The sequence below is a fragment of the Desulfopila aestuarii DSM 18488 genome, from assembly GCF_900143695.1.
Taxonomy (GTDB): domain Bacteria; phylum Desulfobacterota; class Desulfobulbia; order Desulfobulbales; family Desulfocapsaceae; genus Desulfopila; species Desulfopila aestuarii.
On sequence record NZ_FRFE01000008.1, the window covers coordinates 1 to 16,279 of the forward strand.

The window sequence follows — 16,279 nt, forward strand, 5'->3', positions numbered from 1 at the left end:
ATGGATGCGGCCTACGACGCCAAGCGAATCGAAGAGATCAGCCGGGGCTTTGGACATGTCCCTATCATCGATAAAAATGGACGTGGAAAAGATGTCTTACCTATGGCTCCTCACGAAGCGGAGCGCTATAAAATTCGATCCAGCGTTGAACGGGCAAACAGCCGATTGAAAGAAGATTTTGGTGCCAACAACGTCATGGTCAAGGGGCACGCGAAGGTGTCTCTCCACTTGATGTTTGGAGTTATCACCTTATTTTCAGATCAACTTTTACGGCTGCTTGGTTAGGTTGTCAAAGATCTATTTGTGGCCACAGTGCAAAGCCTCACGCTCTGGTCATTTTGCAAGAGGCTCAATAACCAATGATTGCCTCACTCTTTCTGGGCTTGATGAAAAGACATTAGCGCAAAACCTGATCGACACGTTTCTCAGCTCCCTTGCAAACGATCGGGCAGAACAGGCCATCGGCATCATCCTTTCAGGAACCGGATCGGACGGAACACGCGGCGTAAGAAACCTTAAAAGCCGGGGCAGCCTGATACTGGTACAGGAGCCCTCTACAGCTAAATATGAGAGCATGCCCCAAAGCGCTGTCGATACAGGGCTGGTTGACTACATTTTACCGCCTGAGAAAATGCCTCTTCAAATCGTCCGTTATGTCAACAATGGACGAAACGTGCTCATCAGCGGCCACCAGAAGGATATGGAACACGCTGACGAGATAGTGATCAGGATTATTGAAATTCTCAGAAGCGCAATAGATCATGATTTTTCCCGTTACAAGAAAAATACGATAATCCGGCGTATTGAACGGCGAATGGCGGTGCTCGGCCTCACCAGTTCTGAGCAATACATGTCTGTTCTGGAAAATTCAAAGCATGAAACTTCTATCCTGTTCAAGGAACTGCTCATCGGTGTCACCTCTTTCTTCCGGGACTCGGAAGCCTATGCGATCCTCAAGGACAAATATCTCCCCGAGCTTCTAAGAGAAAGAGAACAGGACAAATCGATCAGGGTCTGGATACCGGCCTGCAGCACGGGAGAAGAAGCATACTCCGTGGCCATCATGCTTTCAGAATGCGTCAAACAACTGGACAAACATTACGATATTCAGATTTTTGCCACCGATCTTGATGCCAGGGCAATTGAAACGGCAAGAGCTGGTTTGTACCCCGAATCGATCTCCGGACATGTCAGTCCGGAACGCCTTAATGCGTTTTTTGACAAAAAGGACAACGCCTATCAGGTTAAAAAGAGCCTCAGGGAAATGATTACCTTCGCACAGCAGAATATCATCAAGGACCCCCCATTCACCAAGATTGATATACTCTGCTGTCGCAATCTCCTCATTTACTTCAGTTCTGAACTGCAGAAGCAACTGATCCCGTTGTTTCACTACAGCCTGAATAAATCAGGCATCCTCTTTATCGGCACCTCTGAAACCATTGGCATTTTCCACGACCTTTTCTCTTCACTTGATAAAAAATATAAAATATTCAAAAAGATAGATGCAGCACCCTTCCCACATCCTCTTCTACAATTCCCCAACAGTAATCCGGTCCCCAGAATGCGAGACAAAAAAATATCGAAATCAAGCCAACCACTCAAAAATACCAGTACGGCAAAAATGCTGAAAATGATCCTCGCACAGTCTGATATAACGTCTTGCGTCATAACGGATGATGCTGCAGAAATACAGTTCATTCATGGTCGAACCAGTCAGTATCTTGAGCTTGCTGAAGGGAAAGCCTCTATGAATCTGCTCAAGATGGCTCGTCATGACATCAGGCAAGGATTGGCCAAAGCATATCACACAGCCAAAGGTGAAGGACACGAATGCCGGACAGAAGTCCTGTGCCGCCAGGCAGACAACATCCGTGAACAAGTCAATATTGTTGTACGTCCCTTGACTGACTCAGAATTCGGTAAAGGCCTGATGCTGGTTATTTTTGAAACAGTTGTTATTGAGTCTGCCAAAGACAACGGCGAGATACCAGCATTGCCGCAAGTAAATAGCAACAGCGACGAGGCGAAACGTCTGAAGGAGAAATTGCGCATCACGCAAAAAAATCTCAAAACCACCATAGAAGAGCTGGAGCTGTCAAACGAGGAACTGAAATCGACTAACGAAGAGTTACAGTCGACCAACGAGGAACTGCAGAGCAGCAATGAAGAACTGGAAACATCAAAGGAAGAACTGCAATCGTTAAATGAAGAATCCGTTACCGTCAATACCGAATTACAAAAACGGATAGAAGAACTTGTCACGGCTAACGATGACATTCAACATTTGCTGGAATCAACCAGCGTTGCCTCGATATTCCTTGACAATCAATTCAATATCAGAAGATTCACCACGAGCGTCAGGAACATCTTTCCCCTGACCGATTCAGATGTTGGCCGACCGATAGCACATTTCGCCTGTTCCCTGGAGAATGCCAACATCCTGAGCCATGCCAAAAGCGTACAGAAGTCGCTACAAACAAAAACAATCCATTTGCCAGACCAAAAAGGTAATATCTACCGCATGCGTCTCCGGCCTTTCCGCACAGTAAATAATGTAATCGATGGCATTGTCATTACCTTCGAAGATATCACTGAATTGAATCATCTCAAAGAAAAGTCCTCACGCCTTAAGGAAAACACCAATCGTCTTGCCGTTGTGGTAAAAGATGCCTATGATGCTGTCACATTACAAGATCCGGATGGCAACATCCTCGCCTGGAACAATGCGGCTGAGCAGCTCTATGGAATTGCGGAGCAAAACGCCCTGAAAATGAATATCCGTCAGGTCATCCCTCAACACCTGCACGGAAACACTCATGAACTGTATCGAAAACTCCAACATGAGGATGTCCGGGCTCTGCCTGTTGAGCGCATCGGCAACAATGGACAACACATTCTTGTTGCCCTTACCGTCACACGGCTACTCGATCAGCATGGAAAAGTGCAATACCTGGCAACAACGGAGAAATGCCTGAAGACACTCTCCACGTAAACTACTGCCGGTGCAATACAGAGCCGGTATAAAAAATATACATACAGATAAAACGAATGCCGTTCACTTATTCCAATACTGATTTTGCACAATTACGAGACCGGGCGGAAAAGTGGTTGAAGCAAAATGGTGACCAATCGCTGCCGAAACTGCAGATAGACGATGTAATGCAGCTCAACAAGGAACTGCAGACCCACGTGATTGAGCTTGAACTCCAGAATGAGGACCTACGCCTTGCCCAAAGCGACCTTGTACGTTCACAGAAACGGTACGCATGTCTTTACAATTTTGCTCCGGCAGGATACCTGACAATCAAGCAGACCGGACTCATCTGTGAGGCAAATTTCACCATTGCCGAAATGCTTGGTCTGACACGGCATGAGTTGCTGGGTTACCCATTCTTTCGGCTTATCCATGACAAAGACCAGAAAACTTACCAGACCTTTCGAAAAATGCTCATGATATCGAGTAAAAAACAAAGGTGTGAGTTGCGCGTATTTAAGGCGGACGGCTCCTTGCTTCACGTTCTTCTCGAAGGAAAGATCAATCTGGATATAGACGGCAACAGCGAAGACTTCCGTGCGACAATAATTGATATTTCAGATCGAAAAGTTCTTGAGACCCGTCTACTGCAGAGTAGGGACGAATGGTGTGCCACATTTGATGCCATGGACGACGGCGTTGTCCTTCTGGACGAGCACTGCCAGGTTCTTCGTGCCAACAGGGCGGCTCAGACATTATTGGAACAAGGGCTCGATCCCGGTGAAGGTGCACTCTGCCATAAAATTTTGTATGGCAGCGACGGTCACTGCTGTAATTGTCCAGGAACCTCGCCGGATTCGGAAGAGATCCCTGCCACCGCGACCACCACCCTCGATAAATCGGGAAAAACGCTCCTGATATCCTGCTCTTCTCTTGCCGCCGAAAGCAGAACTCCAGCAAGAGTTATCCTGGTTATCAAGGACATAACGATACAGAAGCAAATTGAACGAGAACTCCTGCAAAGCCAGAAAATGGAAGCACTAGGCACGCTCGCCGGAGGAATTGCTCACGATTTCAACAATATACTTACAGCAATTCTCGGTTACGCCGATATTGTCTGCGCAACCAAATCAGTGCCAGAAGAATCCAGAAATCATGCTCAGGAAATAGTTCAAGCCGCCCACAGAGCAAAAGAGCTCATCCGGCAGATAAGAAGCTTCAGTCATAAAGAGCAGCTTACCAAATCACCACTGGACATCTCCCCGGTCATCAAAGAGGCCATGAAACTGATGCGAGCCTCCATACCTGTCAGCGTTGCCATTCGTGAAAATGTGGCCCCCGACTGTGGCTTAGTCCTGGCCAACCCCATAAACATCCATCAGATTATCGTCAACCTCTGCACCAATGCCGTTCATGCAATGGGGGAGAAGAGAGGTGTGCTGACCATTTCCCTCAGGAAAGCGCTCCCCCCCACAGAGTTCATCCCCAACCTGCAAGACGCTGGTAGAGCATATGTCGAACTGCAGGTCACTGATACGGGATGTGGCATCGAGCAGGATGCAATTCACCATATTTTTGAACCGTACTTCACCACCAAAAACTTCGAATTGGGAAGCGGCATAGGGTTAGCCGTTGTCAAATCGATAGTCAGCAATTGCGGCGGGTTCATCCATGTAGAAAGTGAACCCGACAGTGGAACAACCTTTCGGGTTTATTTACCGATCATCCTTGACGCCAGTGCAAATGACACCCCAGTACGGAAAACAGATGCACCTCGCGGCAATGAACGTATTCTTGTTGTTGACGACGAAACAAGCATCGTCAATCTCTACGCACTCGCTCTAAACCAATTAGGCTATACCGTCATCGGCCATACCAGTAGCGAGGAAGCCCTTCAATGTTTTCAAAAAGCACCCCACGATTATGACCTTGTGATAACCGATTATTCAATGCCGCAGCTTTCCGGTCTGGATCTGACCTCAAAACTGCTTGAGCTCCGCCCTGAGCTGCCAGTGCTGATTTGCACCGGGTATCAAGCAAAGATGTCGAGACAGGAAATGCTAAAGCTTGGGGTAGCGCAAGTGTTGACAAAACCTATCAGTAGAATGATGCTTGCCGAAACAATCCGGGAAATTTTTGATGAAAAAAAGTGAACTCAATACGCGCACAATGACTCTCTTTCGTTTTCCAGCACGTATTTGCTTTAGTCCGGTCCACGGAGATATCAATGATCATAATGGGTTGCCAGACGGCAATACGATTGCAGCAACCTTTGAAAAAACCGGATTCCACCGGCAATGAACATATGTCTGACAAAGACAAGGGAATCGGCTCAACAGCCGCCCCAAAAGGTTAGGCTATCGATCAGGTTTCCTGGTGGGCAATACCCTTTTTGGCCATGATTCGTGCCAGTGTGGCCTGAATCTCGGATGTGACGTCCAAAAACTGGATGCCCACACCTTTGCCATCACTTCTGACAATAGTACCTTCGACATCCACTCTTTCCATCTCGAGCCCTTCTCCGATGGTCAACTGGAAACGACATTTTTGACCAACGGGAAATGTATGGGGAATAGGGAAATAACAGCCTCCCATGCTCAGGTCAGTAATTGATCCCTCATGCCGCATATCGACCTGGTAGAGAAACAGACTGGCCGGCACATCAAGACGAATGCGGGTAAACGCCCTTCTCTCACGTGTCAATTCAGGCCTCCGATACAGGTTTAATTTAGCGTCAGGGTCTGCTGGATAGCGGCACTGATTCTGGCAAGTGTTACTGGCTTTTCGAGAAAAAGCGAAACCCCGAGGTTCCGGGTTTTTTCGATCTCTTCACGTTTTGCATAACCACTCACCACTATGGCTTTCTGCGCCGGGTTGTCTTTGAAAATGGTTTCAAGAGTTTCCCGGCCATTTAATCCCTTGCCCATAATCATGTCCATCAATAGCAGATCGACAGGTTCATTCTTGACGAAATCTATCGCTGCCTCACCACTGGTTACCGAATAGGTGCTATAGCCAAGACCGGAAAGGGCAATCTCCAAGACTTCGTTTTGCTCTGCCTGATCATCGACGATAAGAATCCTCTCCCCACGGCCTCTACCAACCGGTTCACCAGCAGGAAGATCAACTTGACAAATCTGGTCACGAGTTGCCGGCAGATAAATCTCAAACATCGCACCGGGTGCGTTGTCCTTCACCTCTATCCAGCCACCATGATCCTGAACGATATTCCAGACCACCGACAGCCCGAGACCGGTGCCGCTCTTGCCCATCACCTTGGTGGAATAGAACGGATTAAAGATATGATCAATGTCTTTATCATCTATGCCCGGACCAGTATCCGCCACAACCAGCTTGACGTACTCATCTCCTTGCGCCTGATCATTTGTGTCGCGCATGGGATGGTTGAAATGACAATTTTCCGTACTGATGCGCACAACACCGTTTTCCTGTACCGCCTCTACCGCATTGCCTATGAGGTTCAATAATACCTTGTGAATATGCGGGGTCGAGCAACAGACATTCCAGATGTCCATGCGAAGCGAGGTCTCTATGGCAACATCGGAATACAGGGCCAGCCGTTCACCATGCTCGAGTGAGCTCAGGTACTGCACAACCAGATCATTGATATTTTCAACGGTTTTCTGTTGTGTTTTGCCTCTGGTAATCGCCACCAGATCGGAAACCACTGCCGCCGCCCGTTTACCCGCTGACTGGATCTTTTGAATCTGTTCATAATGTTTGTCCGACTTGTCCATCTGCATTAAGAGCAGATCGGGATAGCTGACAATACCGGTCAGGATGTTGTTTAAATCATGGGCCACCTGTCCTGCCATCAGACCTAGGGCGTTTAGTTTGTTTGCCTCGGCGAGTTTTTTCTGTAATTCGAGATTTTCCTGCTCGGCTCTGATTCGTTCAGTGAGGTCCCGTACCACCAGCACCTTCACTGGCTTGCCATTATAATCCATGCTGCAAAATCGGATCTCGACCGGCAACGCAGTTCCATCCTTTTTTCGGCCTTTGCCAGTGCAAGAGACACCGGCAGAGACAAGGCCGTTCTCAGCGGACTTTTTCACAGTCTCGCTTGCCAGCAGATCCTCAACCCGTAGTCCTGCCTTCAGATCATCCTGACCATAGCCAAACATTTCCAGAAATGGCTTGTTCGCCTCAACAATTATGCCCGATTCATGGAAGGCGACTCCTTCCCAGGCCGCCTCTGCCAGTAGCCTGAACTTTTGCTCACTACTGGCAAGTGCATCTTTCAGCCGATGATGCTCTATCCCCTTCTCCAGGGTTTTCAGCAGTAACTCATGATTGAGCGGCTTGGTCAGAAAGTCATATGCCCCCTGCTTCATTGCCTCGACCGCCGTTTCAACCGTACGGATACCCGTCAGCATGATGACAGCGGTTTGAACACAGGACTTCTTGATATAGCCGGCAATGTCACAACCCGACATATCCGGCAGGGCAACGTCAAGCAGAGCCAGGTCAAAAGTATGTTTTTTCAGCAGTTCCACCGCTTCCGTTCCGGTAAGCGCTTTTTTGCATACGTAACCGTAATGACCGAGAATACTCTCAAGACTATCCACAAATCTTGGTTCATCATCCACCAGCAGGATATGGGGGTTCGCGCTCATAATACTCCGTTACGAAAAACCTTCCGGCAGAACACCGGGGAGGTAGATGGTAAAGGTGGTTCCCTCTGCCGGACTGCTAAGGCAGGAAAGTTTACCGCCGATATCCTTCACAACCTTCTGCACAATTGACAGGCCCAGACCGGAGTGACCGTTCTGTTTGGTTGTGATAAACGGCTTATAGAGATTTTGCATCACTTGTTCCGGCAAACCCGGCCCGGAATCAGCTACAATCACTTCGACACCACCAGAATCGCCGACGCCTTCCGGCTGCGATTTTCGGGTTCGGACAATAACCCTGCCACCATCCGGCATGGCCTCCGCCGCGTTTTTCAACAGGTTGATCAAAACCTGCTTAACGGCATCCTTCGAGGTGGTGAGCAAAGGTAGCTCCGTCCCGGGAATAAACGAGACAGTGGGACCATTTCCATTAAAGAGCGAAGGTTTGGCGATCTGGATGATGTCCCGAACCACCGCATTCACATCAAGCGGCTCAAACCGGGAAAAGGGCGCCTGAGAATACATCTCCATCTGGCCGACCATGCTCGATATACGTTGAATTTCCTCGTCGATAATGGCCAGTTCATTCAGCACATCCGTCTCACCGGTAAGCTTCAATCTGAGCGTCACTAAATAGTTACCGACAATACCGAGCGGGTTATTGATCTCATGGGCCAGTTTTCGTGCAGTGGTGGCAATGGCCTCCATCCGTTCACGGTTGAGCGCCTCTGCTTTCAGGATCTTCTCCTGTTCAACATAGAGCCTGAGCGCCACTTGCTGGACAATAATCATGACCAGTCGCCGGTCATCTTCGGTGAGGAGATCCCAGCCATCAGGCAACCCCAACACAACCACACCCACCGCCCTGTTGTCGACAACCAGCGGCACCGGATATGCTCTGTCACTGCCCAACACCGCGAGGATCTGCTGATCGGCAATGCTTGCCCCATTGCGATCCCGGGTAATATAGCCCGGTTGCCGCTTCTCCATATACGCTGACACAATCTGACTTGCACTCTGACGTAACGGAAAAGAGAGCCCCTGGCTGACATGGCGCAGAATACCGGCCTCTGATACCTGACAGCGTAGCAGCACTCCTTCACGATCCGGCAGGAAGAACAATACACTATGAATATCAAAAAGGATGACCATCGCCTTTTCAAAGGCCGCGAGAATGGCGTCGGTCCCTTCCGCCTGCATGAGATCTTCCTGGAAGGTCGACAACAGTGACATGTTGCGTACCCGGGCAGCAACCGTTGCCCGCATCAACTGTGCATGATCATGATGGGCAGTATCTTTTACTATTGTGTCACGATCTCCACCACTTGCTGCGAGTTCCTGCCCGCTTGCACTGACTGGAGCAATTGCGGGAGGACTCACATGAATCCCCATGCTCACCGCAACTTGTGCCACTTCTTCGGACGAACTCTCAACACAACTTGAAATATCGGGATGTTCATCACCGAAAAGCGCAAGCGGAACGCCATTCAGCTGGCTTTCATCCTGGCCACTGTTCGCCAGCAGATTGGCAAGATAGACAATTTTGACCAGTGGAAAGGCCTCGCCCACCTGGTCGAGCGGTTCATGATGATACTCAATAGCATCGGCCACCAGAGACCCCAAGTTCCACTGCCGTACCAGCCAGGCACCAGCCTCACAATGATGCAGGCCAGTTGTTTCCATTTCAAGCTGCAGTTTATCCTCTCCATGCAGGTCCTGGAGCTTCTGAACCGGATAAACTTCTGAAAACGCGGAAGCCAGAAGTCGTTTGCCGATGTCATGGAGCAAACCGGCCAGATAGGCTTCGTCGGCATTGCACCCGCCAAAGGCCAGCGCAATCCGCCGGGCAATGGTTGCCGTCAACAGCGAATGATACCAGAACCTGCCGCTATCGCTGGCAGAAGTCCCACTCACCTTTTTTTCTTCAAACACCTGGTGAACAGAGGTGGTCACCGCGAGATTTTTTACTGTATTGGCGCCAAGATAAATAACAGCCTGCTCTATACCGCCAAACGAATGCCGGCACCCATAGTAGGCTGAATTGACGAGCTGCAACACTCGGAGGCTTAAGGCGGGATCCCGGCTGATGATATCAGCAATATCAGAAATGGAACAATCCTGATCCTCGCAAGCGGCGAGAAGACTCAGGAGGACTTCCGGCAAAACGGGCAGCTTTCCGGAACTTTCTAACTGTGTATAGACACTGTCTTTGCTCATCATATTATAAACCCGTGAATTCATATTTGAATTCACTACAACAACAATATAACACGGGTCAAAGGACTACCCAACGAGGTCGATATCCTGCAAGTGAAAAAACAAAAAGGTCGCTGTTTTCAAGCCTTCCAAGCAACATATCATCGTTACATGAAATACCATTTACATAGGATTTTACAATGAGTTTTTCCCCACCTACTGTTTTTTTATATATTCCTAACAATGCGAAGATGCAGATCTTTTAAACCATTCTTTGATATGTGGCTCGTCACCTCTTGCGAATTCTACAACAAACAGCTCGGTACAGGTTCAGCAAAAGGCTAGCCTGGCTACCGCCCTGGCGGCAAACATCTCAAGTTTTTTTCGGAGGAGCTGATAATGCTCACAATCTTTAGCATGGATGGCACAGACGATTATTCCACATCCGGCTCCACCCGAATGCATAGGCACACAGAGCAACATCTCTGCATCCATAAGGCGTAACAGCTGTTTATCCGCCATCGCACGAAGTGCGCTAGCCGACAAGACACTAAATCTTACATTGTGATAGGCGTCAACAATCCTGCTTTCCGATGAAGCTGTCATAAAAGACACATTCTCTATAAAATCATGTCCATAACAGAGGGGATATCCCTCAGCCCGCAGTTGACGATGACGCTGATCAGGAAAGAGACAGATTACTCGACTAAGGCCAAAGAGCAGATGTAGTCCCCGACAAATGGCGCGCACCTCTTCTCCAAGATTGCCGGATTGACTGGGAGCGGGCAACCAGCCCTGCAAGGTGGTGAACTCCACCGCCTGCCGGCGGTATTGACGCAGCTTCTGGCAGGCTCCTTCGATGTCGGCATCCTGTCGTCGTGGAATAGAATACGTGGTAGCCAACCGCAGCAAGTCTTGACTCACGGTCTGCATACTGATGAAAACCTGCGCTGCAGAGAGCTTGAAAATTTCCCGGGCCTCCTCCACTGCCTTGGTTACCTTCTCCTCCAACGGACTGCAAAGCATGTGAGCCAGACAAACCAGCCTGGTCATATCAAGAGCAGTGGCAATACGTTCACTTGTTTCAGCGTGATAGCGCGCCGCGTCGACAATGAAACTGTTCAGCCCCCAGCCGGCCAAAATCTCCGCACCCAATTCGGCATGGGTCATCCCCACGACCTCCCTCTCAGCCAGAAAGGCCTCTTCCGTGTGGGCGTGAGGTGGGCAGTCGCTATACATTTTTGAGAACCTGCTCTGGAGCGCCATCCTGCCAATATCATGAAGCAAGCCAGCAATATAGGCTTCTTCCGGAAATGGATAGTCGATCAACCTGGCAAGAGCCTCGGACATCAGCCCGCAACGGCAGCTATGCGCCCAAAGCTCATTGGTGGCCATGAAATCTTCAACCACTTCAGCCTGGAGCAGATTATCAGTGGCAGTAGTGACCAGAAACCGCCGCACCGTTTCCTCGCCAAGCTCCTGAAAAATATGCTCGACATGGAACGCCCCTTCCTCCTTCGGCAACCGAACACAATGATACGCCTCCAGCAAGCGACCAAGCAGCGCCGGATCGTGAGAGATGATGCGCTGCATCTCATCTACCGTCAACTCACCGTAACTTTCCAGTTCCAGCAGATGACTGTAGATTGGTGCTGGGCCAGGAATCCTGCCGACGGTGAGAAGACCACCACAAGGTTCGCATTCGCCAACAGCCACATCGTGTTTTTCAGAGCTTTCTTCATTTTCCGCGGTCGCTGTTGCCTGTGATGCCAACGACTTGTCGCCAGAACCGGCTTCGGCGACACTTCCTTTACGAGGAGTAGGTCGATCTTCACCGGGCAGTATCAGCGAGGAGCTGACAAAATGGGCATAGCGGGTCCAGAACCCATCATTATCGGACTGTTCGGGCCCCTCCTCCGTCCGCACCAGATTCGACACCAGCGCCCGTATGCATTGGGAGAATACGGATTCCGGGTAAAGCGCAACAGCTGGATACTGAAGAGACACCGCTTTTGCCAGCAGAGGATCGAACAGTACCGCTCCACCGGGAGCCACATCGATTTTCAGATGTTTATCAGCAACAGCTTTGAAATGTAGGTAAGTCTTTTTCGCCTGAGGAATGGAAGAGCATCGATTGACCAGAACTTTGACTGTGCCCTGGTAATTATTCAAGGAAAGTACTTTCAGTACCGAATATGCGTCAGCCAGGGAGGTGGCCTCTGCCGTCAGTACCAGAATGGTCTCTTTTGCAGAAAGGCAAAAGGAGATTACGCCACGGGATATACCCGAGGCCGTATCAATCAGGAAAAAATCGTAACCGGAGAATGCTGCAAACCGCTCCACCAGGCTGCCAAGCTGTGCCGAATCAAGATTGGCAATCTGCTCGACGCCAGAACTGCCGGGAACGATATCGACCCCCAGATCGGTCTTTATCAGGATCTGTTCAAGCGGTGCATCCTCAAAAAGCAGATCATCAATGGTCTTTTCCGGATGAAGCCCAAACAGCAGGTTCACGTTGGCCAGACCAAGATCCGCATCAAAGAGACAGGTCCGGTATTGCCGTCTGGCAAGCTCCACGGCGATATTTACACTGATGTTGGTCTTACCGACCCCACCCTTGCCGCTTGTTATGACAATTGCTTTTGTCATGCCCTTTGTTGTACGTATCCCGTCTCGTTGTTGGTGCGGCCGGCATCTTGCTGCATCTTCAGTGTATATAAGGAAACCACTCCCCGTTCAAAGAATAATCTTTAACACTTACACGACATTCCCACACTTCGTCAATACTCGTTTAAAGTGATTATTTCTTTTCCGCCGGAATTCATAAAGATGGTCTCATTACGTGAATATCACATATTCTTCACCGTCTGAAGCAGAATAACGCCACAACCACCTGCTGATGGTGCAACAAGAAAATATCCAACAGTTCACATTTCCCCCCTTCTATTTGCTATTTGGTTGATCATGGATATACTTGAGGTAGGATCTAATAAGATACAGATACTTAGCCTTCTCCTACCCGGCCGTAGAACCCGACCAACCCACCGTTCTTCCGAAAAGGAGACACTATGCCTCGCTCCCGAATTGATATTCCCGAAACCATTCACTACCTCTCCATCCTCGACGAACACGGGGTGCTGGATACGGAACTTGAACCGCAAATTGACGACAAAACATTAATAGCACTCTACTCGGCCATGCTGCTCGGTCGCCGTTTCGATGAACGAATGCTTGATCTGCAGCGCCAGGGCCGCATCGGCACATTCCCGCCCATTAAAGGGCAGGAAGCCGCTCAGATAGGTTCCATTTTTCAACTGAAATCGACAGACTGGTTCGTTCCCGCCTTCCGTGAAACCGCCGCCGAGATCTGGCGTGGAAGGTCGCTTGAAAGCATACTCCTCTATTACAACGGCTTTAACGAAGGGACCATTATTCCTGCCGACCAGCGCGATCTGCCGATGGCCGTACCGGTGGGCTCTCAGATCCTTCACGCAACCGGTCTCGGTTACGCTGCCAGGTATCGCGGCACAGATGAAATCGTCATGACCTATTTTGGTGACGGTGCCACCTCGGAAGGAGATTTCCACGAAGGTTTGAACTGTGCCGCAGTTTACCAGGCACCGGTGATCTTCATCTGCCAGAACAACCAGTGGGCCATTTCTATTCCGCTGAAACAGCAGACTCACTCAGCCACCATCGCCCAGAAGGCCCTGGCCTACGGAATGCCAGGCATCCAGGTGGACGGCAACGATGTGCTCGCCGTCTATACCGCCGCTCAAGAAGCTGCAGAACGAGCCAGGAATGGCGACGGCCCAACCCTCATTGAATGTGTGACCTACCGGGTAATGATGCACACCACTGCCGACGATCCCAGTCGTTACCGAGATGATGAAGAGGTGGAACGATGGCGGCAAAAAGATCCCCTCACTCGATTTGCCGTGTATTTGCAGAACAAGGGACTACTGGACCAATCAAGAGAGCAGGAGATCGAGACCGAGGTGCTTGCCAAGATCCAGACTGCGGTGGACTCCGCCGAAAAACAGATGAAGACACTCGGCGAACCACTCGACATGTTTAATCACCTCTACGCCAAAATGCCTCCCTCTCTGCAGTGCCAGAAAGAGGAAGTCCGGCAGTATCTTGCAAATAACACAGGCGAGGTGCACCATGGCTAAGATGACTATGGTTCAGGCTCTCAACCTGGCACTCAAACAGGAAATGGCTCAAGATGACAGTGTGGTGCTGCTGGGCGAGGATGTCGGCCCAGACGGCGGCGTGTTCAGGGTCACAGACCAGTTGATCGACATCTATGGCAAAGAACGAGTCATCGACACACCATTGGCGGAATCGGCCATTGTCGGCATGGGCATCGGCATGGCCATCCACGGTTTGAAACCGGTCTGCGAGATCCAGTTTTCAGGTTTCGCCTACCAGAACTTCCACCAGTTGGAAAACCATGCGGCACGAATGCGCTGGCGCACCCAGGGGCGTCTCACTGTACCCATGGTGATGCGTGCGCCGTATGGCGGTGGAGTCCGGGCGCTCGAGCACCACTCAGAAAGCCGTGAAGCCTACTGGGCGCATACCCCTGGACTGAAGATGGTTATTCCGTCCGGGCCACGCAATGCCCGGGCATTACTTGTCGCAGCCATCCGCGATCCCGATCCGGTTATTTTCTATGAGGCTAAAGGGCTTTACCGGGCCTTTCGTGAGGAAGTCCCAGAGGAAGAGGAAGTGATGGAGATCGGAGTCCCTCAGCTGGTACAGGAAGGCGACGATGTAACCTTTATATCCTACGGTGCCATGCTGCGGCCTGCCCTTGAAGCGGCCGAACAACTCGCAGCCGAAGGGATAAACGTAGAGGTTATCGACCTGCTCACCATTTCGCCCCTTGATGACCGGTTGCTGATAGAATCGGTAAAAAAGACCGGTCGGGCGGTGATTGTCCATGAGGCCCCACGCAGTTTCGGTGCCGGAGCCGAGATTGTCAGCCGTTTGCTGGAAGGGGCCTTCTATTATCTCGAAGCACCTGTGCAGCGGGTCACCGGCTATGATATAGTGATTCCATATTTCAGCAGAGAAAAAGCATACATGCCCGACACAGCCCGCATTATCAAGGCAGCCCGGGCAACACTCAACACGTAAGAGCGGGAGTTTCCATGGCCACATCCTTTCGTCTGCCCGATCTGGGCGAAGGCGTACATGAAGCAGAGATTCTGGCAGTAGCGGTTACTGTCGGTCAATCCGTCAAAGAGGGCGAGCCACTCCTTGAAGTGGAAACCGACAAAGCCGCGGTAGAGATCCCCTCGCCGGTTACCGGACTGATACGTGAGATCCATGTCCAGCCTGGCGATATCGCCAAAGTGGGTGATGTACTCATCAGCTTTACCGTTGAGGAAAAACTCCAAGAGACAAAACCATCCAGGCAAGAAGCCGCCCAGCCCGATTCAGCGCCGGAACCTGCGGTTTCTACGCCGACCAAAGCACCAGCAGTCGACAAAAAACGCCCTGTACCCGCCTCCCCGTCGACCAGAAGGTTGGCCCGGGAACTGGGGGTGGATCTCCATCTCGTCACACCCACCGGTTCAAGCGGTTTGGTCACCAAAGAAGATGTACAACGGTTTGCCGAAAGCCCCGCATTAAAAGCCGAACCTCAACTGAAACGCTCCGAGGTTAGTGAGAGTTATCCACCAATAGTGCAGGCTCACACAGACATTGCTCCGTTGCCCGACTTCAGCCAGTTCGGAGAAGTTGAACGGTTGCCGTTCCGCTCAATCCGGAGGGCTACCGCCAATCGAATGTCCGCCTCTTGGTCCCAGATTCCCCATGTCAACTGCCAGGACATGGTGGATATCACCATGCTCGAAGAGTTTCGACAGCGGCATAAAAAGGAGATTGCTGCCATCGGCGGACGACTGACCATGACCGTATTCGCCCTGAAGGCGGTGGCCACGGCCCTGAAGAATTATCCTCAGTTTAACGCCAGCCTCGATCTCGCCAATCAGGAAATCATCATCAAGAAATATTTTCATATCGGTGTGGCCGTGGATACCGAGCACGGCCTGATGGTGCCGGTAATCCGTGACGTTGATCGCAAATCGATCAAAGAGCTGGCTGTCGAACTGCACGAGGCTATCAGCCGGGCCAGGGAACGAAAAGTGAACCGGGAAGAGCTGCTCGGCGGCTCATTCACCATCACCAATGCTGGGGCTATCGGCGGCAGTCATTTTTCCGCCATCATCAACCATCCTGAAATCGCTATCCTAGGCCTTGGGCAAGGGCGAATGCAACCGGCGGTCTTGACGGATAAAGAGGGCAACCATACCATCGTACCGCGGCTGATGATGCCGATTGTCCTCTGCTTCGACCACCGGGTCGCCGACGGGGCAGACGCCATTCGTTTCCTGCAGGTCATCATCAATGGCCTGAAAGACCCGGACGAATTGCTGATAACCATGATTTAAGGAGACAC

The 16,279-nt window shown here is 50.6% G+C and carries 11 protein-coding genes; 7 read left to right on the forward strand and 4 right to left on the reverse strand.

The genetic code is table 11. The features are described from left to right. From BUF15_RS27090 to BUF15_RS28060, 4 genes are all read left to right on the forward strand, one after another. Positions 1 to 285 (forward strand): transposase (locus BUF15_RS27090; RefSeq protein WP_073613258.1); only part of this gene is annotated, 285 nt, incomplete at its 5' end. A gap of 1 nt (position 286) precedes the next feature. Continuing rightward, a complete protein-coding gene (locus BUF15_RS09585) occupies positions 287 to 2,995 on the forward strand; it encodes a CheR family methyltransferase (protein WP_159441273.1) in 2,709 nt (902 codons plus the stop codon). A 56-nt stretch (positions 2,996 to 3,051) separates the two neighbouring features. After that, complete coding sequence (locus BUF15_RS09590) at positions 3,052 to 5,130, forward strand: PAS domain-containing hybrid sensor histidine kinase/response regulator (RefSeq protein ID WP_073613260.1); 2,079 nt, start codon at positions 3,052 to 3,054, stop codon at positions 5,128 to 5,130. A gap of 74 nt (positions 5,131 to 5,204) precedes the next feature. Beyond that, positions 5,205 to 5,333, forward strand: a complete 129-nt coding sequence (locus tag BUF15_RS28060) for a hypothetical protein (protein WP_268753177.1) — start codon at positions 5,205 to 5,207, stop codon at positions 5,331 to 5,333. 8 nt (positions 5,334 to 5,341) lie between these two features. Here BUF15_RS28060 and BUF15_RS09595 read toward each other — a convergent pair whose 3' ends face one another. From BUF15_RS09595 to BUF15_RS09610, 4 genes are all read right to left on the reverse strand, one after another. Then, a complete protein-coding gene (locus BUF15_RS09595) occupies positions 5,342 to 5,680 on the reverse strand; it encodes a PilZ domain-containing protein (RefSeq protein ID WP_073613261.1) in 339 nt (112 codons plus the stop codon). Positions 5,681 to 5,700: 20 nt separating this feature from the next. Then, positions 5,701 to 7,614 (reverse strand): hybrid sensor histidine kinase/response regulator, encoded by a 1,914-nt coding sequence (locus BUF15_RS09600; RefSeq protein WP_073613262.1) that lies wholly within the window; start codon positions 7,612 to 7,614, stop codon positions 5,701 to 5,703. A gap of 9 nt (positions 7,615 to 7,623) precedes the next feature. Beyond that, the gene (locus BUF15_RS09605) at positions 7,624 to 9,831 is read right to left on the reverse strand and encodes an HDOD domain-containing protein (protein ID WP_159441274.1); all 2,208 of its coding nucleotides are present in this window, start codon (positions 9,829 to 9,831) and stop codon (positions 7,624 to 7,626) included. Positions 9,832 to 10,137: 306 nt separating this feature from the next. Continuing rightward, complete coding sequence (locus tag BUF15_RS09610; RefSeq protein ID WP_073613264.1) at positions 10,138 to 12,456, reverse strand: HDOD domain-containing protein; 2,319 nt, start codon at positions 12,454 to 12,456, stop codon at positions 10,138 to 10,140. Positions 12,457 to 12,875: 419 nt separating this feature from the next. Between BUF15_RS09610 and pdhA the strand changes: the two genes are divergently transcribed. The 3 genes from pdhA to BUF15_RS09625 are packed head-to-tail and all read left to right on the forward strand — an operon-like array spanning position 12,876 to position 16,271. Continuing rightward, the gene (pdhA, locus tag BUF15_RS09615; RefSeq protein WP_073613265.1) at positions 12,876 to 13,982 is read left to right on the forward strand and encodes a pyruvate dehydrogenase (acetyl-transferring) E1 component subunit alpha; all 1,107 of its coding nucleotides are present in this window, start codon (positions 12,876 to 12,878) and stop codon (positions 13,980 to 13,982) included. Then, a complete protein-coding gene (locus BUF15_RS09620) occupies positions 13,975 to 14,952 on the forward strand; it encodes an alpha-ketoacid dehydrogenase subunit beta (protein ID WP_073613266.1) in 978 nt (325 codons plus the stop codon). Before pdhA ends, BUF15_RS09620 begins: the two co-directional genes overlap by 8 nt. Before the next feature lie 14 nt (positions 14,953 to 14,966). After that, complete coding sequence (locus BUF15_RS09625) at positions 14,967 to 16,271, forward strand: dihydrolipoamide acetyltransferase family protein (protein ID WP_073613267.1); 1,305 nt, start codon at positions 14,967 to 14,969, stop codon at positions 16,269 to 16,271. The last annotated feature ends 8 nt before the right edge of the window (positions 16,272 to 16,279 follow it).

Excerpts from the sequence above, each read along its gene's own strand:
- BUF15_RS28060 (WP_268753177.1), top strand. The coding sequence starts at position 5,205 with ATGATCATAATGGGTTGCCAGACGGCAATACGATTGCAGCAACCTTTG.
- BUF15_RS09620 (WP_073613266.1), top strand. The coding sequence starts at position 13,975 with ATGGCTAAGATGACTATGGTTCAGGCTCTCAACCTGGCACTCAAACAG.
- BUF15_RS09625 (WP_073613267.1), top strand. The coding sequence starts at position 14,967 with ATGGCCACATCCTTTCGTCTGCCCGATCTGGGCGAAGGCGTACATGAA.
- BUF15_RS09590 (WP_073613260.1), top strand. The coding sequence starts at position 3,052 with ATGCCGTTCACTTATTCCAATACTGATTTTGCACAATTACGAGACCGG.
- BUF15_RS09610 (WP_073613264.1), bottom strand. The coding sequence starts at position 12,456 with ATGACAAAAGCAATTGTCATAACAAGCGGCAAGGGTGGGGTCGGTAAG.
- BUF15_RS09605 (WP_159441274.1), bottom strand. The coding sequence starts at position 9,831 with ATGATGAGCAAAGACAGTGTCTATACACAGTTAGAAAGTTCCGGAAAG.
- pdhA (WP_073613265.1), top strand. The coding sequence starts at position 12,876 with ATGCCTCGCTCCCGAATTGATATTCCCGAAACCATTCACTACCTCTCC.
- BUF15_RS09600 (WP_073613262.1), bottom strand. The coding sequence starts at position 7,614 with ATGAGCGCGAACCCCCATATCCTGCTGGTGGATGATGAACCAAGATTT.